General features: G+C 62.6%; 22 protein-coding genes. 11 read left to right on the forward strand and 11 right to left on the reverse strand.

Translation table 11 applies throughout. The features are described from left to right. Positions 1-2: 2 nt before the first annotated feature. The 3 genes from E8L03_RS02165 to E8L03_RS02175 all read right to left on the reverse strand — a co-directional run bounded on the left by E8L03_RS02165 (position 3) and on the right by E8L03_RS02175 (position 3,076). Entirely contained in the window at positions 3-1,364 is a 1,362-nt protein-coding gene (locus tag E8L03_RS02165) for an ABC transporter substrate-binding protein (RefSeq protein WP_171266437.1), read from the reverse strand. A gap of 2 nt (positions 1,365-1,366) precedes the next feature. After that, a complete protein-coding gene (locus E8L03_RS02170) occupies positions 1,367-2,338 on the reverse strand; it encodes an ABC transporter ATP-binding protein (protein WP_171266438.1) in 972 nt (323 codons plus the stop codon). A 96-nt stretch (positions 2,339-2,434) separates the two neighbouring features. Then, entirely contained in the window at positions 2,435-3,076 is a 642-nt protein-coding gene (locus tag E8L03_RS02175; protein WP_171266439.1) for an OmpA family protein, read from the reverse strand. Between the two features lie 307 nt (positions 3,077-3,383). On the opposite strand from E8L03_RS02175, the gene cbiM reads away from it, so the two are divergent. The 5 genes from cbiM (at position 3,384) to E8L03_RS02200 (ending at position 8,329) form a co-directional block, all read left to right on the forward strand. Beyond that, the gene (gene cbiM / locus E8L03_RS02180) at positions 3,384-3,998 is read left to right on the forward strand and encodes a cobalt transporter CbiM (protein ID WP_171266440.1); all 615 of its coding nucleotides are present in this window, start codon (positions 3,384-3,386) and stop codon (positions 3,996-3,998) included. Between the two features lie 2 nt (positions 3,999-4,000). Then, a complete protein-coding gene (locus E8L03_RS02185; protein WP_171266441.1) occupies positions 4,001-4,663 on the forward strand; it encodes a hypothetical protein in 663 nt (220 codons plus the stop codon). A 105-nt stretch (positions 4,664-4,768) separates the two neighbouring features. Continuing rightward, positions 4,769-5,536: a DUF4198 domain-containing protein gene (locus E8L03_RS02190; RefSeq protein ID WP_144305529.1), complete on the forward strand. Its 768-nt coding sequence runs from the start codon at positions 4,769-4,771 to the stop codon at positions 5,534-5,536. A 467-nt stretch (positions 5,537-6,003) separates the two neighbouring features. Next, positions 6,004-7,797 carry a chloride channel protein gene (locus tag E8L03_RS02195; protein ID WP_216367930.1) on the forward strand — a complete coding sequence of 598 codons (1,794 nt, stop codon included), beginning with the start codon at positions 6,004-6,006 and terminating at the stop codon, positions 7,795-7,797. A 31-nt stretch (positions 7,798-7,828) separates the two neighbouring features. After that, a complete protein-coding gene (locus E8L03_RS02200; protein ID WP_216367931.1) occupies positions 7,829-8,329 on the forward strand; it encodes a GNAT family N-acetyltransferase in 501 nt (166 codons plus the stop codon). Positions 8,330-8,523: 194 nt separating this feature from the next. Here E8L03_RS02200 and E8L03_RS02205 read toward each other — a convergent pair whose 3' ends face one another. Then, positions 8,524-9,870, reverse strand: a complete 1,347-nt coding sequence (locus E8L03_RS02205; RefSeq protein ID WP_171266443.1) for a sodium:solute symporter family protein — start codon at positions 9,868-9,870, stop codon at positions 8,524-8,526. A 7-nt stretch (positions 9,871-9,877) separates the two neighbouring features. Further along, positions 9,878-11,878 (reverse strand): adenosylmethionine--8-amino-7-oxononanoate transaminase, encoded by a 2,001-nt coding sequence (gene bioA, locus E8L03_RS02210; protein ID WP_171266444.1) that lies wholly within the window; start codon positions 11,876-11,878, stop codon positions 9,878-9,880. Between the two features lie 320 nt (positions 11,879-12,198). On the opposite strand from bioA, the gene E8L03_RS02215 reads away from it, so the two are divergent. Continuing rightward, entirely contained in the window at positions 12,199-12,990 is a 792-nt protein-coding gene (locus tag E8L03_RS02215) for a nitroreductase family protein (protein WP_171266445.1), read from the forward strand. 166 nt (positions 12,991-13,156) lie between these two features. On the opposite strand, the gene E8L03_RS02220 is transcribed toward E8L03_RS02215, so the two are convergent. Next, positions 13,157-14,434, reverse strand: coding sequence for a histidine phosphatase family protein (locus E8L03_RS02220; protein ID WP_144305534.1), 1,278 nt, complete (start codon positions 14,432-14,434; stop codon positions 13,157-13,159). A 132-nt stretch (positions 14,435-14,566) separates the two neighbouring features. Between E8L03_RS02220 and E8L03_RS02225 the strand changes: the two genes are divergently transcribed. The 3 genes from E8L03_RS02225 (at position 14,567) to E8L03_RS02235 (ending at position 16,272) form a co-directional block, all read left to right on the forward strand. Continuing rightward, entirely contained in the window at positions 14,567-14,965 is a 399-nt protein-coding gene (locus E8L03_RS02225) for a cytochrome c3 family protein (protein ID WP_144305535.1), read from the forward strand. 23 nt (positions 14,966-14,988) lie between these two features. Beyond that, positions 14,989-15,390 (forward strand): cytochrome c3 family protein, encoded by a 402-nt coding sequence (locus tag E8L03_RS02230; RefSeq protein ID WP_144305536.1) that lies wholly within the window; start codon positions 14,989-14,991, stop codon positions 15,388-15,390. A gap of 123 nt (positions 15,391-15,513) precedes the next feature. Continuing rightward, positions 15,514-16,272 (forward strand): class I SAM-dependent methyltransferase, encoded by a 759-nt coding sequence (locus tag E8L03_RS02235; RefSeq protein WP_171266446.1) that lies wholly within the window; start codon positions 15,514-15,516, stop codon positions 16,270-16,272. Positions 16,273-16,373: 101 nt separating this feature from the next. Here the strand turns inward: E8L03_RS02235 and E8L03_RS02240 are convergent, their stop codons facing one another. The 5 genes from E8L03_RS02240 to E8L03_RS02260 form a co-directional block, all read right to left on the reverse strand. Continuing rightward, on the reverse strand, positions 16,374-17,795 hold the full coding sequence (locus E8L03_RS02240) for a DegQ family serine endoprotease (RefSeq protein WP_412973806.1): 1,422 nt from the start codon (positions 17,793-17,795) through the stop codon (positions 16,374-16,376). A 187-nt stretch (positions 17,796-17,982) separates the two neighbouring features. Then, a complete protein-coding gene (locus tag E8L03_RS02245) occupies positions 17,983-19,389 on the reverse strand; it encodes a sensor histidine kinase (protein ID WP_171266447.1) in 1,407 nt (468 codons plus the stop codon). Further along, complete coding sequence (locus tag E8L03_RS02250) at positions 19,376-20,053, reverse strand: response regulator transcription factor (protein ID WP_144305540.1); 678 nt, start codon at positions 20,051-20,053, stop codon at positions 19,376-19,378. Before E8L03_RS02250 ends, E8L03_RS02245 begins: the two co-directional genes overlap by 14 nt. 192 nt (positions 20,054-20,245) lie before the next feature. After that, a complete protein-coding gene (locus E8L03_RS02255; RefSeq protein ID WP_171266448.1) occupies positions 20,246-21,292 on the reverse strand; it encodes a metal-dependent hydrolase in 1,047 nt (348 codons plus the stop codon). Between the two features lie 229 nt (positions 21,293-21,521). Next, positions 21,522-22,673 carry a PAS domain-containing sensor histidine kinase gene (locus E8L03_RS02260; RefSeq protein ID WP_171266449.1) on the reverse strand — a complete coding sequence of 384 codons (1,152 nt, stop codon included), beginning with the start codon at positions 22,671-22,673 and terminating at the stop codon, positions 21,522-21,524. A gap of 169 nt (positions 22,674-22,842) precedes the next feature. Here E8L03_RS02260 and E8L03_RS02265 point away from each other — a divergent pair, with 169 nt between their 5' ends. Continuing rightward, a complete protein-coding gene (locus E8L03_RS02265; protein WP_171266450.1) occupies positions 22,843-23,283 on the forward strand; it encodes a hypothetical protein in 441 nt (146 codons plus the stop codon). 36 nt (positions 23,284-23,319) lie between these two features. Further along, positions 23,320-23,709, forward strand: a complete 390-nt coding sequence (locus E8L03_RS02270) for a hypothetical protein (protein ID WP_171266451.1) — start codon at positions 23,320-23,322, stop codon at positions 23,707-23,709. Positions 23,710-23,751 lie beyond the last annotated feature (42 nt).

The raw sequence follows: 23,751 nt of genomic DNA on the forward strand, positions 1-23,751 counted from the left end.
CGCTACTGGTGCAGGACGTTGTCTTCCCAACCGTTTTCCAACGCTTCTAAATACTTGGCCGGAATCTCCGGCACGGCGTGCTTGTCCAGAACCTCCGGGCTCAGGGTGGGCGCGCCCACGTCCACAGCCGCGAACTTGTCCCGCCACTCCTGGGAGAGCGTGGACAGGTCGATGGCCGGGAAGTCGCCCCAGTTCTGCGGATCGAACTTGGAAAGCTGGGCCTCCAGAGACATCAGGAAGTTGGCCACCACCACGGCACCGGTCTTGTTCGGCGCATTGTAGGGAATGGCCGTGAAGTGCAGGTTGTAGATGGAGCCTTCATCCATGACAAAGGTGCGCACCGTGTCCGGGTAGGTGCCGTCCAGAATTTTGGACTGCGCGTGCATGGGGTGGTAGCTCATGTTCAGCAGCACCTCGCCACGCGCAAAAAGCGTATCGAGGATGGCGCTGTCCTTGGGGTAGGCGTCGCCCTTTTCCCAAAGCTGCTCCTCCATGCCGTTCAGATAGTCCCAAAGGACGGGCGCCTTTTCCTGGAACAGCTCCTGTTCGAAGCCGTCCATGTATTGGGCGTACCCGCCGGTAACGGCGTAAAGCGCCTGGCGGATGAAGGCCGAGCCGGTGAAGTCCGGCGGCCGGGGGTAGGTGAACATGCCGGGGTTGTCGGCAACCCACGTGGGCAGCTCGGCAAAGGAGGAGGGCGGGTCGGTGAGCTTGGCGGTGTCGTACTCGAACACGAACTGCGCCTTGCCATACGGCGTTTCATAGCCGTCCGTGGGGAAGCCGAAGTCCGTGGCCGCCATTGTCTTGTCCACGTGCTGCACGTAGTTGGGGCAGAGTTCGGCAAACGGGCCGAAGAGCAGGTCCGCCTCCCGTGCGTTCTTGAAGTTCTCGCCGTTGATCCACAAGAGGTCGATGGAGCCTTCTTCCTGGCCGGCGGATTTTTCGCCCAAAAGCTTGTTGATGAACACGCTGGCGTCCATGGGCACGCGCTCCAGGGTGATGCCGTAGCGTTGCTTCACCTGGTCGGCCACCCAGCCGTCCACCCACTTGTTGGTGTGGGCAAAGCCGCCGTACATGTAGAAGCGCACGGTGGTGCCGTTGGCCGCGGCAACGATCTCCTCCCACGGCGTGACCAGCAGGTCGTCCCCCAAGGGAATCTTGCCCGCCTCCACAAACTCGCCCGTGGGCGTGCCGCCTTCGGCTGGGGGCAGCTTGGCCGCCGGGGGCTCTTCGGCCTGCGGAGCCGCAGTAGCCTCGGTTTGGTTGGACTGCGTCTCGGACGCCGGCTCCTCCGAGCAAGCGGATATGCACAGGCACAGCGCAAGCAGGACGAGGACAAGTAGCAGGGAACGATGGGATCGCATGGTTATGCTGCTCCTTCGGTACTGGTTGGGTGATTGTCGTCGGCGATGCGCAGGGCCACGCGGTCCCCGGCGGCGAAGCCGTTGCTGGACGAGAGGACCTCGATGCGGCGGCCGTCGAGATGCACCGTGTACTTGGTCAGCGCGCCGGCAAAGCGGCTGCTTTCCACTGTGGCGGGTCCGCCATCGTCGCGGATCATGGTCAGGGACTCCGGCCGGATCATGACCGGGCCGCCGTTGCAGGGAACGCCCAGGCTGGCGGCGATGTCGGAGTCGAGCTGGTTGATGGGCCCCAGGAACTCGGCCGCCTCCAGGCTGACCGGCCGCTGGTAGACCTCCTCGGCCCCGGCGTACTGCACCAGCTCTCCGCCCAGCATCAGGCCCACGCGGTCGGACATGGCCAGGGCCTCGGCCAGGTCGTGGGTCACGCTCACCGTGGTCACGCCAAAGGCGCGTTGCGTCTCGCGCAGAAACTCGGCCGTCTGCATCTTGAGCGTGGGGTCCAGGTTGGCAAAGGGCTCGTCGAGCAGCAGCAGGGCAGGGTTCACCACCACGGCGCGGGCTATGGCCACGCGCTGCTTCTGCCCGGCCGAGAGCTGGCTCGGGTAGGCGTCCGCCTTGTCCGACAGGCCGAAGTGGGACAGCACCCTGTCCACGGCCTCGGTTATCTCTCGGCGCTTCATTTTCCGCACCCGCAGGCCAAAGGCCGCGTTCTCGAACACGGTCAGGCTGGGGAAGAGCAGGTAGTCTTGAAACACCAGGATAACCGGGTGCTTGCGCGATGGTTTGACCGCAAAGTCGATCTCGCCGACGTCGGCCTTTTCCAGCCCGGCCAGGATGCGCAGCAGCGTGGTCTTGCCCACGCCGGACGGGCCGATGATGGAGACCATCTCGCCGGTCTCGACCTCGAATGAGACGTCCTTGAGTACAGCCTGACCATCGTAGGCTTTGGATATGCGTTCGGCGCGTAGATACATGATGTTATCAATGATACGTATTGTCAGACGCTATATACGCACATCATGCCGGACGCAGCAAGGCGAGGCGGCCTCCGGGGGCGCAGGCCGGCGCCACTACGGTCCGTACGCCACGATGATCTGCACGTACTGGTACAGCCGGTTCACCTGGTTCGGCACGTTCCGCGGGCTGTACATGTCGCCCAGGGCGTTGATGGGGTGGATGGCGTATGGTCCACCACTGAGCATGCGCTGGACGATGGGCAGCGGGGCTTCGGTCCGCTGTGTGGAGAGCCTGGTGTTCAGCTCGCGGGGGCCGGTGGCCGAGGCGCTGCCGATGAGCAGCAGATGCACCGTGCGGCCGTAGCCATCCAGGGCGATGCGGCTCAGGAACTGCTCCAGCTTGTCACGCTCTCCGGGCTTGATCACGGCGCTGCCCGTATCGAAGAACAGTGTCACCTCGCCGGCGCCCTGGGCCTGGGAGAGGTCGTAGAACATGTCCATGGCGATCTCCACGGTCTCGCGGTTCGCGCCCATGTCCGGACCGCCCAGCAGATGGCGTCTGTGGGCCTGCACGGCGATCTCGCCAAGGGCCCCGGCGCGGTCCGCGGTGTTGGCGGGCAGGGTGGCGCCGTTGGGGAAGCGGAATATCTCCGGCGAGATCGGGGCGATGATGACCTGGGGCTTTTTCTCGCAACCACTCAGGGCCAGGATGCAGACAGCGGCGAGGGAGAGCAGGATGACGATGGCGCGTTTCATATGGCGAACCTCCTTGAAGATCAATGGATGTGTTGTGAGCAAGCTCGACCCACTCTAGCAAAATATATTCACCGCAGACCAGCAAAGAAACGTATGGTCTGGCCATTGGTGTGTTTGACGGACAGAGGATAATGGACGAGGTCTTTGAGAATAATAATCGATATGTGCAAATGGAAAAAATCGTGTTGCCAATGCGTAACACTTTTTGTAATGTCGTGTCGCTCGCGCGGGCAATCAACCCGAAGCTCGCAGCCAGGCCGCATCCGACCAGACTGCCTACTGGATATTTTCAAGGATCGAAAGAATCATGCACATCTCCGAAGGCGTTCTATCCACACCGGTGCTGGCCGCTGGTTGGGCGCTGGCCGTCGGGGGAACATGGCTCGGTATCAAGCGGTTGGATCACGAGCGCATCATGACCGTGGCCATGCTCTCCGCGGCGTTCTTCGTCGCCAGCCTCATCCACTTTCCTGTCGGACCCACCAGCGTCCATCTGGTGCTCAACGGTCTCTTAGGCATCATCCTGGGATGGGCCGCGTTCCCGGCCATCATGGTCGGGCTGTTGCTGCAGGCCGTGTTCTTCCAGTTCGGCGGGCTCACCACCCTGGGCATCAATACCTTCAACATGGCCGCGCCCGCTGTGCTCTGCTACCTCGTCTTCCACAGGCTCATCGTCAAGGGCGGCGGCGTGCGCCCTGTGGCGGCGTTCTTTGCCGGGGCGTTGCCCATCGCGCTGTCCGCCGTGCTCGTCTCCCTATGTCTGGTGTTCACGGACGAGGGATTCCTGGCCGCGGCCGGCACGCTGCTGCTGGCGCATCTGCCGGTCATGGGCATAGAGGGGGTGGTTACCGTGTTCATCATCTCGTTCCTGGCCAAGGTCCAGCCGGAAATTCTCAATCTGCAACGCGTAGCGGGAGCGTAACCATGCGTTATCTCTACTCCGCACTCGCAGCGCTGTGTCTCGTCCTGCTCGCCACTACGGCGTGGGCCCACCGGGTCAACGTGTTCGCCTGGGTGGAGGGGACCGACGTGCATATGGAATCGGAGTTCAGCCGTGGTAATCCCGTGCGGGAAGGCGGCGTGGAAGTGCACGACGCGTCCACCGGCGACGTGCTGCTGACCGGCACGACCAACGAAACCGGCGAGTTCGTCTTCGCGATTCCGGAGTCCGCCCTGAAGAACCCGATCGACCTGGAGATCGTGGTCAACGCCGGGGAAGGACACCGCAGCAGCTGGACCGTGCGCGCCAAGGAATACGCCGGCGTGGCTGCTCCGGCAACAGAGTCCACTGCTGAGACCGCTGCAGAAGCCGGGCAGGCGGAAAGCGCCGCACCGGCCGCCGCATCCGGAAGCACCGGAGCCGCGCAGGCCCCGGCGGCGGTGGAAGCCCTGGAGGTCGCGCTGGAAGCCAAGCTGGAGGCTGCGCTGGACAAGAAGCTGGACGAGAAAATCTCGCCCCTGGTGCGCGCTGTGAACCGTATGGAGATGGACGCCGGCCCCAAGATGTCCGACATCTTCGGCGGCATCGGCTACCTTTTCGGTCTGGCTGGTCTGCTGGCCTACGCCAAAAGCCGCAAGAAGCAATAGCAAACAGGGAGCCGTGGGGGGAGTTGCCCGCGGCTTCTTTTGTAGCATCTCGTGTTACTATTTTTAGTATAGTATAACCATACTGCAATCCTGGGAGGGAATCGTATGCGTTTCAATCGACTCGTACTTGCCGCGTTCTTTTTGCTGATCATGTCCGCACCGGCCTTTGCCCACTTCGGCATGGTCATCCCCAGCCAGCCCGTGGTTACGCCGGACAACCGCTCCGTGGACGTGACCCTGTCCTTCTCGCACCCCTTTGGCGGCGAGGGCATGAACCTGGTCAAGCCCAAGGAGTTCGGCGTGGTGTTCGAGGGCGAAAAGACCGACCTGCTGGGCTCCCTCAAGGAAGCCACGGTGATGGAGCATCCGGCCTGGACCGTGCATTACGACGTGAAGCGCCCCGGCGTGTACACCTTTTACATGGAGCCCGTGCCGTACTGGGAGCCTGCCGAGGACTGCTCCATCATCCACTACACCAAGGCCGTGGTGCCGGCTTTCGGCGGTGAGGACGGCTGGGACGAGCCTCTGGGCCTGAAGACCGAGATCGTGCCCCTGCTGCGGCCCTTCGGCAACTACGCCGGCAACGCTTTTGTGGGCCAGGTGCTGCTGGACGGCAAGCCCGTGCCCAACGCCGAGGTCGAGGTGGAGCTCTACAACCAGGCCGGTTTCTCCCTGCCCAGTGATTACCATGAGACGCAGGTGGTCAAGGCCGACGGCGCGGGCATCTTCACCTTTGCCTGCCCGCAGCCGGGCTGGTGGGGCTTTGCCGCGCTGAACACTGCGGACTTCACGCTGCCCGATCCCGACGGCAACCAGAAGCCGGTGGAGCTCGGCGGCGTGCTCTGGATCTACATGGACGAGTACTCCAAGTAACTGAGTCTCCCGGACGCATGGCCGGCGTCGTCACAGAGCGGCGCCGGCGCTACACCCTTGCTGAATGGTTTCAGCCGGCAACCCTGGTACGCCGGCGACATGCCTCGCAAGGGCGGCCGTCTCTCCGCAGGGGTGTGTTCCTCGTCAGCATCCCACTGCGAAAGAGCAGAGGAAGGGCTACGCGTCCGAGACCAGCTCCAACCCTCCGGGAAGATGCCTCCTGCATTCCTGGTCCGGGGACGGAGCTCACGACGGCGCCGGATTTTCCCGATCCGGCGCCGTTCTTGCGTTCATGGGCCTGCGCACAAAGAGTTCGGTTCGTCCCGCTCCATAACCGTAAGCAGGACGGGCGGACGCAGCACGGCGCCGCGCCTTTGGCACAGACTCGATAGCCAGCTCGGCCAACGGTTCTTTGCAACACATCCCGCCGCCATGTATATTGATACGATGCGCATGAGGTGGGTTGCATGATTACGGGGATGAGCCGGCGGCTCGTCTCCCTGGCGCGGCAGAGATCGCCCAGGCGCTGGCACCAGGCCAGGCTGCGGTACATCGGCCTGCTGTTTCTGGCCGTGCTGGTGGGCGTGCTGGCTGCGGGCGGCGCGTATCTGTTCCGCGAGCTCATCCTGCTGTTCCAGGAGCTCTTCTGGGGCGGGGAGGGCGGCAACTTCCTGGAAACCGTGCGCCAGGCGCCGTGGTGGCTGGTGCTGCTCGTGCCCACGGCTGCCGGTCTGGCCGTGGGGCCGGTCATCACCTTTTTCGCACCCGAGGCGCGCGGGCCCGGCGTGCCAGAGGTCATCCGCGCCATCACCGTGGGCAAGGGCGTCATGCGGCGGCGGGTGGCCGTGTTCAAGGCCCTGGTCACAAGCCTGCTGCTGGGCGCGGGCGCTTCGGTGGGCCGCGAGGGGCCCATCGTACAGATCGGCGCATCCGTGGGCTCCACAATCGGCGGATTATTCAGGCTGACCCCGGAGATGCTGCCGGTGCTGCTGGCCTCCGGCGCGGCCGCGGGCATTGCTGCCACGTTCAACGCGCCGCTCACTGGCGCACTCTTCGCCATGGAAGTCATCCTCGTGGAGATCGAGGTGGCCTACATGGCGCACATCATCGTAGCCGCCGTCACGGCCTCGGCGCTGTCGCGCTTTTTCTGGGGCCATTTCGCCGCCTTCGAGCTCGCCGGACCCACCGGCCTGCAGAAGTACTGGGAGCTGCTCATCTATGCGCCCATGGGCGTGCTGGCCGGGCTGGTGGCCATCGCCTTCATCCGCTCGGTCTTCGGCGCCGACATGTTCTTCGAGCGCATCCCGCTGCCGCGCTGGGTGAAGCCGGCCATCGGCGGGCTGCTGCTCGGCCTCATCGCCCTGATTACGCCGGATGTATTGGGCGTGGGCTATGAGACGGTAAACCTCGCCCTGGCCGGGCACCTAGCCCTGGGGCTTGCGCTGTTGCTCATCGTGCTCAAGATCGCCGCCACCTCGGTCTGCATCGGCTCCGGCATGAGCGGCGGCATCATGGGGCCGTCCTTCTTTCTGGGTGCGGCCCTGGGCACGGTCGTCAGCCTGGGCCTCAACGCCATCGACCCCACGCTGGCCCTGCATCCGCAGAACTACGCTGTGGCCGGCATGGCCGCCGTGCTGGCCGGCACCACCCTGGCCCCCATCACCGCGCTGTTCACCGCCGTGGAGCTGACCATGAGCTACGGCGGGGTGCTGCCGCTGATGGCGGCGTGCATAGCCAGCGCGCTGACCGTGCGGCTGCTCTTCGGCTACTCGGCGTACGAGATGAAGCTGCTGCGCCAGGGCGTGAACATCGTGCGCGGGTTCGACCCCGACTTCCTGGCCGAGCTGGCCGTGACCGAGGTCATGGAGACGCGCTTCGAAACGCTTCACGAAGACGCCACCTTCCTGGAGGTACTGAACAAGGCGGCGGCGTCCCGGTACCCGCACTACCCGGTGCTGGACGACGCGGGGAAGCTCGTGGGTATGCTCTCCATGAGCGATCTGAGGCCGCACATCAAGGACTGTCTGCTGAAGCCGGCGAGCAGGCGCGTGCGCGACATGATGACCCGTACGGTGGTCACCGTGGACAACGGCGAAACCCTCAACGAGGCGCTGATAAAGTTCGAGTTCACGCCGGTCTCCTGCCTGCCGGTGATCGATCCCAAAAGGCCCGGCGAGGTCGTCGGCCTGCTCAAGAAGGATGCGCTGCTCATGGCGCTGCGCGAACGGAGCAAGCGGACCCGCACTCTCAGCGGCATGTAATCAATCGCCAGGAATTCAGAAGGAATACGGAGTGATAATCCGCAATGAAGAGCTGCGCGACATCGAGGCTATCCGTACGGTTCATGTCGAGGCATTTGCCAGCCATCCCTACAGCCGGCAGACCGAGCACCTCATCGTGGACGGCCTGCGCGAGGCCGGCGCGCTGAGCGTCTCGCTGGTGGCGGATATGGAGGGCCAGGTCGTCGGCCACATCGCCTTTTCCCCGGCCCTGGTGGGCGGCGCCGAGTGCGGGCTCTACATACTGGGACCAGTGGGCGTGCTGCCGCCGTTCCAGCGCCGGGGCGTGGGCTCGCGCCTGGTGCGGGACGGGTTGGAGGCCATCCGCGCCATGGGTGCTACCGGTTGCGTGCTGGTGGGCGATCCCGCCTTCTACCGCCACTTCGGCTTTGTCCAGGCCGCACCGCTGACCATGGAGGGCGTACCGCCAGAGGTTGTTTTGTACCTGCCCATGGCCGACACGATGCCCCGCGGCGCCGTGACCCACCACAGCGCTTTCCATGTGGAGCCGTAGCACAGATGGAACTTAGGCAAGGGATTGGCATATCAACACAAACGCATGTGCGGATGATTGCCAGGAGCCGTATCGGGATAGATTGCGCCAAGTGCGTCAAGGACCGTATCTGCCCCTGCCGCCTGTTTCCGGACAGCGACGACGGGTCCGCCTGTTCTGCAGGAGAACGCCGGGGAGCCGTGCATCGAGTGCGGCTACTGCCAGGCAGTGCCGAGCGCTTCAGAATTGTATTGCTTATGAGATTTCGTGAGCGCCAGGAGAGAGATGGCCAGGGAGAGAGCTCCCCCGAGATAGCTGAAGAATTTGAGCCCGGTTGTGGCGGCCAGGAGGCCACAAAGCCCGCCCAGGAAAATGGCGGTCAGCATGGTCCGCGTGCTGAGGGATCTTTTGCCGTGAGCGAGAATCGCCACCGCCATGGGAGCCACCACGCCGCACACGTAAATGTCATTTGCCGCAAGCAACAGCGTGAGGATGGAGCTGCCAGAGTAGGCGATGGCAAGAGCCATGATTCCGATGGCCGCCATAAGCAAACGGCAACGCGTCACGTTTTCCCCACCCAGGAGATCATGCTCAAACACTGTCGCGGCTGTAATGAGACAGGAATCCGCCGAGGAGATAATGGCGGAGAGCAACGCGAACAAAAGCAGCGTGCCGGCCCATTCCGGCATAACCGAAGGCACCACCTGCGTCAGTATGGAATCTGCATCTGCTCCGGCTGGGGCAAGGCCGCGGGCGTATAGCCCGATACAGACAATAACAACGGCGGAGAGAATGATTCCGAAGACGGCGAGAAAGGTTCCGCGTCTGGCGTGCACTTCATTCCGTGCAGAGAGCAGGCGACCGAACAGCATGGGGCAGACCACGTAACTGCCGCCTATGACAAGCATGAAGTAGCTCCACTTTGAGAGCGGGAACGCAGCATTCGTAAACTGAAGAGGAATGGAGGACAGGGAGACGGACGAAGCGCTTTTGGTGAAGTATAAAGCCAAAAGAAGTCCGACGATAACCATGGCGAACTGAACCGCATCGCTTTTGAGAATGGAGTTCTGCCCACCCAGGACGGTGTATCCGATGATGAAAAGAGCGCAAACAAAAAGCGCCGTCTGAAACTCCATGCCGGAAAGGGATGCGGACGTTTTTGCCGCCGCAATAAACTGGGCCGCGAGTATGGAGGACCAGGCTGGAATAATGATGAGAGCCATGAGGCGCCGCGCTGATGGCGAAATGTACTTTTCAGCCATGTCCGGCAGAGTGTATGCCCCACTGCTGCGAACCTTTTTGGCAAGGAATACGCCGAGTATCAGCAGTCCCACGCCCCCTGAACCAAGCCACCAGAATGCCGGAGTGCCGACGGAATACGCCAGGCCTGTCATGCCGATGGTGGCCGAGGCCCCAATGCAGGAGGCGACTATTGAGATGCTGATGACGGCGCTTCCATAGCGGCGACCTGCCACGGCAAACTCTTCGAAATTCTTGCGACGGGCGTATTCATATACGCCCATGCCGATAAACACGAGGCAATACAATAGAAGCAGAGTCATTGAATTGTTACTTCGTATATTGTTTCTGCGTGATGGCCTGGGCTACGACTTCGCCGATGTGGGCCACTTCTTCACGCGATATTATGTACGGCGGCATTGCATAAATAAGCTTGCCAAAAGGTCGGAGCCAAATGTTGTTTTCGATGAAGAACTTTTGGAGGCGGGGAACATATACAGGGTCGGACATCTCCACAACGCCGATGGCCCCCAGAATGCGCACATCATTGACACCGGGCAGATGACGGCAGGGAGAAAACGCTTCTTCGAGCCACGTCTCGATAGCGTGAACTTTGGGTTGCCAGTCCGACTGCTCCAGCAGGTCGAGGCTGGCATTCGACACGGCGCAGGCAAGGGGGTTCCCCATGAAGGTGGGGCCATGCATGAAGACGTCGCCATTTTTTGAGACAGTTCTTGCCACCTGGCGGGTAGCAAGGGTTGCGGCAAGCGTCATCATTCCGCCGGACAACGCCTTTCCGACGCACATTATATCCGGCGCAACCCCCGCCCAATCGCAACCGAACAGTTTGCCGGTCCTTCCGAAGCCTGTGGCTATCTCATCCAGAATGAGCAGAACGCCATGCGCGTCGGCCAGCTGCCTCAACCCTCGCAAATAATCGGGATGGTAAAAGCGCATGCCTCCCGCCCCCTGGACGATGGGCTCGATGATGATGGCCGCCATTTCGTGGCTGTGCGCGTCCAGTATCCGAGTGATTTCCTGCAGAGAGGCCGGGTCGAAAGGGGCATCGAAACGGCAAGAGGGCCTGGGGGCGAAGAGTTGGCTGGGCAACAGGTCGGAAAACAGGTGGTGCATCCCGTTTTCAGGGTCGCACACGGACATGGCCCCGCATGTGTCACCGTGATAGCCGCCACGTACTGTCAGGAGCCTGGTTCGGTTGGGCTGCCCGTCTGCCTGCATGTACTGCATGGCCATCTTGATTGCGACCTCGACACTAACGGATCCGGAGTCCGCCAAAAAGACGTGATCGAGCCCGTCAGGCGTCATGGAGACAAGCCTGCGGCCCAGTTCCACCGCAGGGTTGTGGGTCAATCCACCGAACATGACATGACTCATGCGGCCAGCTTGTCTGTGTAAGGCGCGCTCCAGTACCGGATGTCCGTAACCATGAATGGCGCACCACCACGAGGCCATGCCATCAATCAGCTCTCTGCCGTCATCCAGGATGATACGTGTTCCGCGGGTCGATCGAACCTTGACTGCCGGCAACGGGTTTACGGCGGAAGTATATGGGTGCCAAAGGTGATCGCGGTCAAAAATCAGGTTTTCTTCATGTGAGTCGACTTCTGGAACCAGCGTGTCGATGACCGGGCTCAAGCGCTGGATCAGTTGCTCATCCCGCTCGTGTTGGTTTGAACGAAAAGGAATGTCCGCCAGAACTGTGACATCCCCATGGTGTGCGATGGCCGCAATATTATCGTCTCTCAATGCGGCATCTTCGATGCAGGGAGTCGTGGAATTTATTATAACACCAGCAACATCCAGGCCGCGATTCCGCACCGACTCAATGGTCATCAATGTATGGTTGATCATGCCAAGCTTGTTGTCAGCAACGATGATGACAGGGCAGTCAAGACGTTGCATGAGGTCAAGCATGGTGTGCTTATCATTCAGTGGAACAGAGACACCACCGGCGCCTTCAACAAGGACGATATCGTATCCTTCTCCTTTGGCGGAAATCTCATGGACCAGTTCGTCCAGATGTATATGCTCACCCGCCATCTGGGCTGCCAGGTGTGGAGAGCAGGCCGGCACGAAGCGACGGCAGCAGGCGTCGGGATAGCCATTTGGGAAATGAGAGGCATTAAGCCTGGCGTATTCGACAGGATCGTCCGGAATCAAAGAGCCGGATTTTTCTTTACATCCGGTCTGCACTGGCTTGACCGCAAGCGCCTTGAGTCCTGCATCGGAAAGCACACGTAGGAGCCCTGCAGTTACGTATGTTTTGCCAACCCCTGTATCAATGCCGGTAATGAAGTAGTAACCTTTCATATCATGGAAAAAATGGACTGGTGGTGAACAGCACAGCTCTATAGCGGAAAACAAAGTGAACGACAAACATGGGGCAATAGGCGTTGGCTGGACTGGTTTCGAGAGGGGATGTGTAGTAAAAAGGAAGAGTTATAGTGGGATTATATGTTTGTTCTGTTTGTTGAAAAGGGAATAGCCTTAGCGTATTAAATGTTAGAGTGTCCCTGCTCCAGTGGGGATGATCCGTCTGTACACATCACGATCAGCGGCGCGCAGCTGTATTCCCACACCCGTGGGGATGACCGTATCCTTAATATCACAAAGAACATGGAGTGTTTCCCATGAGTCGTATCGAAATCGATTACGCCAAGTGTGTCAAGGACCGTATCTGCATCCGCGCCTGCCCCTACCGCCTGTTTCTGGACAGCGGCGACGGGTCGCCTATTCTGCACGAGAACGCCGGGGAGCTGTGCATCGAGTGCGGCCACTGCCTGGCCGTGTGCCCGGTGGGCGCCATCAGCCTGAACGGTGTGGCCCAGGAGAGCCTGAAGGAGAGAGCTCCGTCCCTCGATCCCTCGCCGGAGTCGGTGGAGCAGCTCTTCACTTTCCGCCGGGCCATCCGGGCGTACAAGACCAAGCCGGTGGAGCGCGAGCTGCTGGCCAGGCTGGTGGAGATCACACGCTACGCACCCACAGCCGTCAACGGGCAGTCCGTGCACTGGACCATCGTGGACTCCAAGGACGAGCTGCGGCGGCTGACTGGCCTCGTTGCGGCGTTCATGCGCGAGAACAATATTATGCCGATGGTGGCGGAGGCCTGGGACAATGGCGTGGACCTGCTCCTGCGCGACGCTCCGGCCCTGGCCGTGGCCCATGCCGCCACCACGGCCCTCACCCCGCAGATCGACTGCGCCGTCGCCGTCGCGACCCTGGAGCTTGCGGCCGCGGCCAACGGCCTGGGCGCATGCTGGGCCGGCAGCATTGCAGGAGCGGCCCAGGCCTCGGCAGCTGTGCGCGAGCTGCTGCAGCTTCCCGAGGACCACAACGTCTACGCCTCCCTGATGCTCGGCTACCCCAAGTTCCAGTACAACTGGCGGCCGGAGCGCATCCCGGCGCGGATCACCTGGGTTTAAGATAAATCTCTATCGGCTCCGAGGGGCTTTGCCCCTCGGGCACCCCACCAGGGAGCACTGCTCCCTGGACCCTTTTCAGGGGTCTCGGGGGACCGTGTTCCCCGGGCCGCCGGAGGCAAAGCCTTTTACAGCTCCTTGGCTTGCCCTGCCCACCGTGCTTTTGGCTTTAAAAGGGCAGCAGCTCCACAAGCTTGCGGCTCTGGGTGGAGACGATGTGGAAGTAGCGGTCCTGCGGGATGTAGACGTAGGGCACGTCCTCTTCGCGCCGAAGCAGGAAGTGGGAGAGGATCATGCGGTTCACGGCCTGGTGGCCGATGATGACGAGGTTTTCCGCGTTGCCGGAGAGGTAGAGCGCCTTTTTGACGCCGCGTTCCACGCGCTCCTTCATGGAGGCATAGCTTTCGCCTCCCGGATAGGAGGCGTTGTACTTGTCGGCCTTGCGCGACTCCCAGATGCCGGGCCGGAGCTGCCGCACCTCGTCGTAGGTCATGGCGTCGCACACGCCGGCGTCGATCTCGTCGAACTCCTTGAGGGCGTATCGTTCCACCTCGGGCCGGCCCTCCAGCAGGATGTCGGCCATCTCGCGCGTGCGGCGCAGGGTGGACGTGACTACGCTGGAGATGTGGCGGTCGCGGAAGTGGGCGGCCAGCAGCCGGGCTTGCTGGCGTCCCTTGTCCGTGAGCCTGGGATCGCCGCCGATGCGGTGCTCGCGGTTGAACTCGGTTTCGCCGTGGCGGATCAGGCTGAGGCCCTTGACCCAGTCGGAGACGAGCAGGTCGCGCAGCAGGCCGTAGTAGGGCGGCTCATTGAGCAGATGCTCGGTGATGATGCGGTGGTTGAGCGAGTCCACGATAACATAGTTTTCCGGGCCCTTGGCCCCTGGCGGACAGCCGTCTGTGCCGGAGCCGTCCGTGTCCAGCGGGCAGTAGATGGAACGGTAGTGCCGGATGCGGGCCTCGAAGCTGGCCTGGGCCTCCTCCGTAGAGAGGTGGGCGAACTCCGAAAGCTTGGTTTTGCGCGCCACCGAAGCGGCGTAGAGGTCGGCATCGTGGTTGCGGCACTCCACAAAGAGGATGGGGTGATCCGAGAGATGGGCGATCATCTTGTGACGGCGCGGCGCGCTGACGTTGGTGGCGTCCAGGATGGCCACGTTGCCGCTTTCGTTGTTCAGGAAATCCTTTGCCTCATACATGTTGATGAGAGCGATGTCCTCCCGCAGGGCCACAAGCTTGGCGTTGTTGGGATCGTAGAACTCGGCGTGGGATGTATTTTCGGGGAAAAGCCGGCGCCGCACCTCCCCGTTGTTGAACACGCGGGCGGAGAGCCCCAGGTTGGAGAGGTTGTCCTGCAGCTTATAGGCGATGACGGATTTGCCCATTGCCGGCAGGCCGACCATGGCGACGTAGAGTTTGTTGGGCGAGGGAAGTGACTGGAGATGAGGCATCATTCCAACAGTGAAACAGGAAAGGTAAAATTAAGCAATATCAAGTCGCAGCGTTGCGAGACGCGGCGAAAAATGGTACCACCCTTTCGTTCCTGAATTCACAAACCTGCCTATCGGAAGGAGCAAAGGTCCATGAAGAAGTCGGTTCTTGTCGCAATCGTGAGCGCTCTCGCGGTACTGGCCATGAGCTTGCCGAGTTTGTTCGCCTTTGATGTGCCGGACGGGATAACCATCACCGTGCCCGAAGGAGAGAAGCCGCTCGATAAGTTCCCTGAAGTGCAGTTCAACCACTCGAGCCATGCATCCATTCAATGCTCGAAGTGCCACCACATGTTTGAAGGGTGCGGCGAAATCATGCCCTGCCGCGACTGCCACGTGAGCCGTGACAGCCGCAAGGACCCCTCGTCGTACTACGCAGCGTGGCACTCCAAAACGGACAGCAGCTGTCTTGGCTGCCACCGCAGCATGAAGGCCGAGGGTAAGGAGACCGGACCGGTCACCTGCATGAAGGAATGCCATCCGCAAAAGTAAGCCATCGCTAGGAGATACGACCAATGCGCAAGACGCTATTCTACATTTTGCTCCCTCTGGCCCTTGTTCTGGGGGCTTCTTTGCCCGGGCTGATGGCCGCCGAGGTGCCGTGTGAAGTGCACATCGCTCCTGACAGCGATGCCAAGCCTCTGTTCAACGAAGTGGTTTTCCCGCACGACAAGCACGCCGACATCCAGTGCTCGAAGTGCCATCACATGTTCGAGGGCTCCGGCTCCATCGACTCCTGTCGTATGTGCCACATGGACCGCGACTTCGACTTCCGCTCCGAGACGTCGTCCTACTACTTTGCCTGGCACGGCCGCTCCGATCACTCCTGTTTCGGCTGCCACTACGACAGGAAGAACAAGGGCGAGGCCCACGGCCCGGTCAAGTGCTTCAACTCGGGCTGCCATACGCTCCAGTAACATTCCGTTCGCATACGGTTTTTGACAAGCCGGGGGTCCTCAGCAGGACTCCCGGCTTTTTTGTTCTCAGCGCTTGCGCAATGGCTCCGCATTAGGCACTTTCCTCATATGGGGGAACGGATGATGGAACAGCTCAATTCACTGAGACGCCGGAAACAACATGCGCGATGGGAAGAAGCCCTGGCGCAGCGGGGATTCTACGGCCAGGAGGCGAGCCCGTTCTGCAGTTGGGCCCTGGAGCACATGGAAGCCGCCAGGCCGGGGGTGCTGGAGCTGGGCGCGGGCCAGGGCCGTGACGCCCTGGAACTCGCCGAGCATGGTTACGAGGTCACTGCGCTGGACTACGCCGCGCCGGGTCTGCAGCATCTGGCAGTGGAGGCCGGCCGGCTGGGCCTGACAGGTCGGGTGGTCACGGTCCGGCACAATGTACTGGAGCCCCTGCCATTCGAGGACGGCTCCTTTGGCGCCGTGTACGCGCACATGCTGCTGTGCATGGACTTCGGCCCGGCCGACGTGACGGCGCTTTTGTCTGAGGTCCGCCGGGTGCTGGCCCTGGACGGCGTGTTCCTGTTTTCCGTACGCACGTCGCTGGACCACGCATGTGGTCTGGGTCGCCATATGCGGGGCACCATGTACGACGTGGACGGCTTCCATATCCGGTTTTACAGCCGGGAGATGGTACGCGCCTGCGCCGGCGGCGGTCTGGCGCTGGAAGCGCTGGACCATCTGCAGGAGGGCGAGCAGCCCATGGACCTGCACGTGGCGTGTCTGCGGCGCACGAGCGCCGAGTGGGACCCCTCTGCGGAGCAGCGCCTGCAAGAGGCCTTTGCTGAAGCGCAGTGCGACAGCGGCCGGCTGGACGAGAAGGACACCGCCGGCTGAGGCCCGCCTGAGCGGGGCACAGCGCAGGGCGCATGACGCAAAAAAAACGGGGAAGCCGGAATTTCGGCCTCCCCGTTCTGGTTTCACAGGGTCTGCTGCTGTTACTTCTCCAGCGGGATGGTGCGGAAGAGGTTCTGTCCGCGCCGTTTGAGCAGCAGGATGACCACGCCCTTCTTGGCGCCTTCGTCCTTCACGATGCTTTCGAACTGCTTCACGGAGTTGACCGGCTGCTGGTTGATCTCGAGGATCACGTCGCCGGGAACCACGTCCGAGTCGCCGGCAGGGGAGTCGGGCGCGATGTCCGTGATGAGCAGGCCTTGCGGCTTATCCAGGCCCAGGGCCTCGGCCTCGCGGTCGGTCACCTGACGCATGCTCAGGCCGAGCTCGCTCTTGGCGCCCTGCTCGGACTCCATGGAGGGGGACTCGCCCTGCGCCAGGGCTTCGCTGTCACGCTCACCCAGGGTCACGTCGATGAACTGGGTGTCCTGATTGCGCCAGATGGTCAGGCGGGCCTTCTCGTCGGGCTTGATGTTGGCGATCTTGCGCAGCAGCTCGTTGGTGTCCTCCACCTTCTGGCCGTTCACGGCAAGGATCACGTCACCGGTCTTCACGCCGGCCTTGGCTGCGGGCTCGCCGGGCATGGCGTTGGCCACCAGGGCGCCGTTGGCGTTCTCCAGGCCCAGGGCCTTGGCCATGTCGTCATCGAGGTTCTGGATGGAAACGCCGAGCCAGCCGCGGCGGATCTTCTCGCCGGTCTTGAGCTGGGCGATGATGCGCTGGGCGCTGGAAGAGGGCACGGCAAAGCCGATGCCCTGGCCGGCGGCCACGATGGCGGTGTTGATGCCGATGACGTCGCCGTCCATGTTCAGCAGGGGACCGCCGGAGTTGCCGGGGTTGATGGAGGCGTCTGTCTGCAGGAAGTCGTCATAGGGGCCGGCGCCGATGATGCGGCCCTTGGCGGAAATGATGCCGGCCGTGACGGAGTGGTCCAGGCCAAAGGGGTTGCCGATGGCCACGACCCACTCGCCGATCTTGATCTTGTTGGAGTCGCCGAACTTGAGTGTGGGCAGGTTGTCGCCGGCATCGATCTTGAGCAGCGCGAGGTCCGTATCCGGATCGCGGCCCACGATGGTGGCATTGTAGTCTTTCTCGCCCTGCAGGGTGACGTTCACCTCGTCCGCGCCGGCGATGACGTGATTGTTGGTGACGATGAAGCCGTCAGGGGAAATGATGAAGCCGGAGCCCAGCGAGCGCTGCTTGCGCGGGCGCTGCTGGAAGAACTTGTCGAAGTTGTTGAAGAAATCTTCAAAGGGACCGCCTTTCTCCCGGAACTGTTCGAAAAGCTGCTGCCGTTGGTCGGCTTTGATGGTTTTGACGGTGTTGATGTTGACCACTGCCGAGCCGGCCTTTTCCGCAAGCTCCGTGAACGAGGGCAGTTGGGCCTGCGCGGTGCCGGCCATGAGCCAGACGCACGACACGAGCACCGCGAGCATGATGCTGATGCGATTCTTGTAGCGATTCATACGATTCATCTCCTTTGTACTTGAAAAACTGCAGGACAGTTGTCGAGGATGCAAGGGTGAGAAATAGGCAAGCCATATTGCGTCAATATTTCCACGCGATGAATCTTCGTTAAGTTAATCCGGTAGTTGGAAGGGGCAACAAACAGTGAGCCGTTCGGTGACGCTTTTTTGAATGAGCCGGTGCGGCTCAGCTCTCCTCGGGCTCCGGCGGATGCCAGCTTTTGGCCGGGGGCCTGGGGAACGAGAGTACGATGGCCAGCCCGCCCAGGGCCGAGTCGGTCAGGGTGAGCACGGCCTTGTGCTGCCTTGCCACGGCCGCCACCAGGGAGAGGCCCAGGCCGCTGCCCGGCGCGGAACGGCTGGACTCCAGCCGGTAGAAGCGCTCCAGCACCTTGTCGCGGAACTCGGGAGGAACGCCCGGGCCGGAGTCCTCGATGCGGCAGATGGGGCCGGCCGGCGTGGAGGTGACAGCCATGAAAACGGAGCCGCCCGTGGGCGTGTACTTGATGGCGTTGTCCAACAGGTTGGAGAGCGCCTGACTGAGCAGGTGCCGGCTGCCTAGGACAAAAGCTCCTTCCTCCAGGTCCGAGGTGAGCTCCAGCCCCTTTTCCTCGGCCAAGGGCAGGTAGAGCTCCACCAGATCACGCCCGGTCTTGCCAAGGTCGAAGAGGGACTGGCTGTCGCGCTTGGACCCGGCCTCGGCCTGGGCAATGCGCAATAGGGCGTTGAAAGTCTGCAGGAGGTCGTCTGTCTGCTCGATGGACTGCATCACGGTCTGCTCCAGCTCCTCTTTGGTGGGGTTGCCCATCAGGGAGGTCTCCAGCCGGCCGCGCAGGCGGTTGAGCGGACTGCGCAGGTCGTGGGCGACGTTGTCGCTCACCTCGCGGATGCCGCGCATGAGCCGCTCGATCTGGTCGAGCATATCGTTGACGTTCTGCACCAGACGGTCGAACTCGTCGCCTGTGCCGGAGAGCGGGATGCGCCGGGTCAGATCGCCGCGGATGATGTCCTGGCAGGTGCGGTTGATGACGTCCAGTCGTCGCTGCACGCCCTTGGTGATGAACACGGCGCCGACCATGCCCAGCACAAAGGTGATGGCCAGACCCCAGCCCAGGGAATCGATAATCATGGACTGGACGCGTTCCTTTTCCGAGACGTTGCGGCCCACGAGCAGGTGGAAGTTGCCGCGCAGCAGAAAGTGTTTGGCCGCGGCGGTTATCTGCTGGTGGCCGTTCTTGTCCAGGATGAAGTGGATCCAGCCCTCGTTGATGGCGCGGGCCTCGGGCCACTCCTTCAGGTTGCCGGCCAGCGGCTTGAAGTGCGAGTTGGTGAGCAGATAGAGGCTGTCGCCGGACGAGGCGGTGTTCACACGCTCGTTGATGACCTGGATGAGGCCGGCCAGGCCGAGCAGCTCGTAGCGTTCCTGTAGCCCCTGGATCTCGGCGTTGATGGTCGCCAGGGTCTGGCGCTCCATGAAGCCGGCCGTGGTCCAGTAGATGAAGCCGAGCAGCAGGAGCACGGAAAAGCCGAACAGGGCCATGTACAGGACGCCCAGCCGGAAGGTGGAAGATCGCAGCAGGTTATTCGGAATCACGGAGACTGTAGCCTACCCCGCGCACGGTTTGCAGCAGCGGTTTGTCAAAGCCCTTGTCGATCTTCTGGCGCAGCCGGGAGATGTGCACGTCGATGACGTTGGTCTGCGGGTCAAAGGCGTAGTCCCAGACGTTCTCCAGGAGCATGGTCCGCGTGACCACGTGGCCTGCGTGGCGCATGAGGTACTCCAGCAGGGCGAACTCCTTGGGCTGCAGATCCACGGTCTGGTCGGCGCGGGTCACCTTGCGGGAGATGAGGTCCATCTCCAGATCGGCCACGCGCAGCTTGGTGACCGGCGCGGTCTCCTTGCCGCGGCGCAGCAGGGACTCCAGCCGGGCCAGAAGCTCGGCAAAGGCGTATGGTTTGGTCAGATAGTCGTCGCCACCGGCGCGCAGGCCGCGGACGCGGTCGTCCACCTCGCCCAGGGCGCTCAGGATGAGCACAGGCGTCTTGTTTCCGGCAGAGCGCATGGTGGTCACGATGGTCAGGCCGTCCACTCCGGGCAGCATGCGGTCCACGATGATGGCGTCGTACTCCTCGCCGGCTACCTTGTAGAGACCTTCCTTGCCGTCGGCCACGTGGTCCACGTTGTAGCCGCTTTCCTTGAGCCCCTTGACCATATAGGCCGCAGCTTCCAGGTCGTCTTCGATGATGAGCAGTCGCATTGTCGTACCTTGCCCGTGGTTTGGTTCGGGCGCCGTCCCCGGCGCAGTTGATAATGGCGTGTCTATTCCTTGTAGCGCAGACTGGCTGTTTCTGGAAAGCCCCTTATCACATTGCATGTGTCTGCAAGGCGATTTCTCCGGCCGGGCGATTAGACCGCGGAAAACGCTGGGGCCCTGGCGGCGGGTGTTGTCCTACGGGCTGGCGGCGGGCTGGGAGGCGTTGGCCTGCGCCTGTGGGGAGACGGGCAGCTCCTCGAACGACAGGTAGCGGCCCAGGCGGCGCTTGCGGACATCGATGAGCTTGCCGTCCACGTCCAGCTCCACGCGAAGGGACATGGGCGGCGCGCCGTCGGGCTGGTGGTTCCGGATGATGGGAGTCATGCTGACCCAGCAGAGGTCGGCCAGCACCAGGCGCGTGGTGTCTCCGCCTTCGCGGCGGAAGATGATCGGCGTATGCGTCCGTTCCAGGAACGACTTTACCAGCGGTGATTCCGAGGAAAGCCGGTCCATGAGCGACTCCGGCGCCACCTCGTACAGCACAGGAAGCTGGTCGAGGCTGCGGTCCACCGCGCTGAACGAGCGCACGTCGTAGGCGCTCTCGCTCTTGCGGACCACTTTCCAGAAGAGCGGGGAGAGCAGGTCCGGCTGCACCTCGGCGCTCGGTCCGGCAGTGGTTTCCATTTCGGGCACGGCGAAAAGCGCCCGGTTGGCCCACTGCTTCACGCCCACGGAGCCCAGCGGATAGGCGATGAGCAGGAAGAGCGCTATCCAGCCGGTAATGAGCCCGCGGGTGCGGAAGATGATCGGCCCGAGAAAGAGCAGCAGTAAAGCGCCGAGCAGTATCGGGTCGAAGAACCACAGCGAGCCCAGGGCGATGCGGTAGTCCGTGAATGGAGCCAGCGGCTGTATGCCGGTGGACGTGAAGGCGTTCAGATAGAGGTGCGAGAGCGCGGCCAGGAACACGGCGAGCAGGATGCCCCAGCGGGGAGCCACTCCCCGGAACGGCAGGGCAAGAAGGAAGAAGACCACGGTGACGGACAGCGTGGCGATGCCCGTGTTGCCCAGGCCGCGGTACTGGGCCAGAACGCTGCCCGGACCGGCGAGAGTCAGCAGATACGTGGCGTCCAGGGCCACGGCGGCCATCCCGCAAAGAATAGTGAGCCAAACGCCGGCAATAAGAGGGCGTCTGAAAGCGCGGCCTATGAGCAGGCCGCCGACGAGATGGGTTACCGGGTCCATTGAGGAGATTTCCTTGCGCAGTCCGAGCGGTGGTTCGTGCGGAGCAGCCCGGCCCGTCTGGCGAATCTGTATGTAACAAGACCCTCTGGGGGTGTCCACAGCCCGCGCCGTACATGAAGGAGATTTCACAGGAACGACAAGGCGGCCTTTCCGAGAGCCCGGAAGGTGAAGGGGCGCCGGGAATCCGACGTTGCGGAAAACAGGGGGATTGCGGGTTATGGCCTGGAGATCACTTCTTCGGCTGACGGCAGGGAAGCTTCACCTGGATGTGCGTGCCGTCCTCCTCGGAGGTCTTGTATGAGATGGAGCCGCCGTGCGCCTCGGTGATGAGCCTGGCGCTGTATGCGCCGAGGCCCAGCCCCTCGGGCTTTCCGCTGGTAGAGTACCGCTGGAAGAAGCGCGGCCGGATGTCCTGTGGGATGGCGCCCAGGTTGTGCACGTCCAGCTCGCAGAAGGTCTCGTTCCGGTTCAGCCGCACCGTAATGGTGGAGCCTTCCGGAGCGGCCTCCAGCGCGTTCTTCACCAAATTCATCAGCATGGTCTCGATGTGGCGCTCCTCGCCCTCGAACTCGCAGCGCTCGGCGTCCTTTTCCGGGCCGTCCACCACGACCTCGAAGCGCAGCCGCTTCTCCTCGTATGCGGGCAGCATGGAGCGGCCCACGCTCCGGGCCAAAGCGGCCATGTCAAAGGGCTCGAACCGCGGCTGGTAGTCCCTCTGCTCCATCTTGAAGAGGTCCAGGGACGTGTTGATCATCTCCAGCACCTGCGCGCCCTTGTCATGGATGTCCTGGAGCATCTCGGCCTCCTCGCCCTCCAGCGTCAGGCGCTTGTTCAGGAGCCGGGCGGCCGCAACGATGGAGAGCAGCGGGCTCTTCATGTCGTGCCGCGTCATGCGGGCGACATCGTCGCGCAGCTTCTCCAGCTCCTTCTTCTCCGAGATGTCGGTCACAAACCCGTCGTAGAAGATGATGGAGCCGTCCGTGGCGGTCACGGTGCGGATGGAGTGGGTCGTCCAGAGCAGGGAGCCGTCCTTGCGCTGGAGCTGGACCTCGTAGTTGTGGATTACGCCCTCGCGCTGCAGCGTGCCCAGGGCGTCCTGCAGCTCCTCCTCGCGCAGCTGGAGCCGCTCCGTCACATAGGTGACGTTGGCCAGGAACTGCTCCGGCGACTCGAAGCCATACAGGAACGCGAGCTGCGGGTTTACATTGAGGAAGCGGCGCTCGCCATCGCACTGGAAGATGCCCAGCGGCGCGTTGACGTACAGGTCGCGGTAGCGGATGCACTCCTGGCAGGAAGGCGCGTCGCCCTCCTGCTCCATGCTTACTGGACAGATCGAGCAGAAGCCTTCGACGGCTGATGGTGGCGGCGTGTGTTCTGGCATGGAGTGTCAGGGCAACAAGGTGAGTTGTATGGTCTAGAATACGTGCCTTACGCGGTTGTTGCAAGGATGAATAAAAAATAGGCGGCAACGTTTCCTCCTCGCTCCGACGGCCGGGGCCGGTGACAATTCCAGAAAAACCACAAACCGGCAACCTGATCGAGGAGGAAATGTGGATACGAAACGGGAACGGATTCTCGCCCGCGTCACGGCGGAGCTGGAGCGGCTGGGCTGGGTGCGCAGCGTCCTGCGCCGCACCCTGGAGACGCCGCGCGAGGCTGGCGACATCGCGGGCGGGTCGCAGCTGCCCCTGGCGGCGGTGACGGGCTCGCTGCCTATGTTTCAAGGCTCCCTGGCCGGCAACCAGGCCCTCAGCGTCAGCGAGATGGAGATCGCCGTGCATGTCTACGGCATGGAGCGCGACCGACCGGACAGCGTGCTTTCCGAGTACGCCGCAGCCGTGCGCCGAATCATGACCGCAGACCCCACCCAGGGCGGCCTGTCCCTCTGGACCAATCCCCTGGAACGGCAACGCGCCGACATGCTGCCGCCGTACTTCGGCTTCTCTATGGCCTTTGCCGTGGGCTTTGTCCACGACGCTGCCGGCCAGTAGCCGCGGCATTCATCCACACCACAAAGGAGCTGACCCATGTCCATACTTCTGGACGGTCTGGACCTGTCCGGCCTGCGCGTCGCATCCACCTGGGACGGCGAAACAGCCGCCCCGCCCACCATTGCCGAGACCTCCCTGGACGGCTCGGAAATTGTCTGGGAAGGCCCGGCAGGCCTGGAGCGAATCACCCTGGCCGGCGGCGACGCCCACGGCTGGATCACCCGAACCACCCTGGACCGGCTGGCCGCCATGGCCGCCGCTCCAGGCGGCGTCTACCCCCTGACCATCGACGGCCGTGCGCTGTCCGTGCGCTTTCGTAACGAAGATCCCCCGGCTCTCTCGGCTACGCCTGTTGAACCGGCCTCGGCCGCAGGCCCCGACGCCCCCTTCCGCAACGTGCGTATCTCGCTCGTGGTCGTGGGATAGAAAAAGATGCGAGAGGGAACCCCTTTGCAAAGGGTTTTCCCT

The organism is Oceanidesulfovibrio marinus (assembly GCF_013085545.1).
GTDB classification, from domain to species: domain Bacteria; phylum Desulfobacterota; class Desulfovibrionia; order Desulfovibrionales; family Desulfovibrionaceae; genus Oceanidesulfovibrio; species Oceanidesulfovibrio marinus.

Coding starts and splice junctions, on each gene's coding strand:
- E8L03_RS02260 (WP_171266449.1), bottom strand. CDS start 22,673: ATGCCAGAACACACGCCGCCACCATCAGCCGTCGAAGGCTTCTGCTCG.
- cbiM (WP_171266440.1), top strand. CDS start 3,384: ATGCACATCTCCGAAGGCGTTCTATCCACACCGGTGCTGGCCGCTGGT.
- E8L03_RS02225 (WP_144305535.1), top strand. CDS start 14,567: ATGAAGAAGTCGGTTCTTGTCGCAATCGTGAGCGCTCTCGCGGTACTG.
- E8L03_RS02195 (WP_216367930.1), top strand. CDS start 6,004: ATGATTACGGGGATGAGCCGGCGGCTCGTCTCCCTGGCGCGGCAGAGA.
- E8L03_RS02205 (WP_171266443.1), bottom strand. CDS start 9,870: ATGACTCTGCTTCTATTGTATTGCCTCGTGTTTATCGGCATGGGCGTA.
- E8L03_RS02235 (WP_171266446.1), top strand. CDS start 15,514: ATGGAACAGCTCAATTCACTGAGACGCCGGAAACAACATGCGCGATGG.
- bioA (WP_171266444.1), bottom strand. CDS start 11,878: ATGAAAGGTTACTACTTCATTACCGGCATTGATACAGGGGTTGGCAAA.
- E8L03_RS02170 (WP_171266438.1), bottom strand. CDS start 2,338: ATGTATCTACGCGCCGAACGCATATCCAAAGCCTACGATGGTCAGGCT.
- E8L03_RS02165 (WP_171266437.1), bottom strand. CDS start 1,364: ATGCGATCCCATCGTTCCCTGCTACTTGTCCTCGTCCTGCTTGCGCTG.
- E8L03_RS02240 (WP_412973806.1), bottom strand. CDS start 17,795: ATGAATCGCTACAAGAATCGCATCAGCATCATGCTCGCGGTGCTCGTG.
- E8L03_RS02215 (WP_171266445.1), top strand. CDS start 12,199: ATGAGTCGTATCGAAATCGATTACGCCAAGTGTGTCAAGGACCGTATC.
- E8L03_RS02190 (WP_144305529.1), top strand. CDS start 4,769: ATGCGTTTCAATCGACTCGTACTTGCCGCGTTCTTTTTGCTGATCATG.
- E8L03_RS02185 (WP_171266441.1), top strand. CDS start 4,001: ATGCGTTATCTCTACTCCGCACTCGCAGCGCTGTGTCTCGTCCTGCTC.
- E8L03_RS02230 (WP_144305536.1), top strand. CDS start 14,989: ATGCGCAAGACGCTATTCTACATTTTGCTCCCTCTGGCCCTTGTTCTG.
- E8L03_RS02255 (WP_171266448.1), bottom strand. CDS start 21,292: ATGGACCCGGTAACCCATCTCGTCGGCGGCCTGCTCATAGGCCGCGCT.
- E8L03_RS02220 (WP_144305534.1), bottom strand. CDS start 14,434: ATGCCTCATCTCCAGTCACTTCCCTCGCCCAACAAACTCTACGTCGCC.
- E8L03_RS02250 (WP_144305540.1), bottom strand. CDS start 20,053: ATGCGACTGCTCATCATCGAAGACGACCTGGAAGCTGCGGCCTATATG.
- E8L03_RS02270 (WP_171266451.1), top strand. CDS start 23,320: ATGTCCATACTTCTGGACGGTCTGGACCTGTCCGGCCTGCGCGTCGCA.
- E8L03_RS02175 (WP_171266439.1), bottom strand. CDS start 3,076: ATGAAACGCGCCATCGTCATCCTGCTCTCCCTCGCCGCTGTCTGCATC.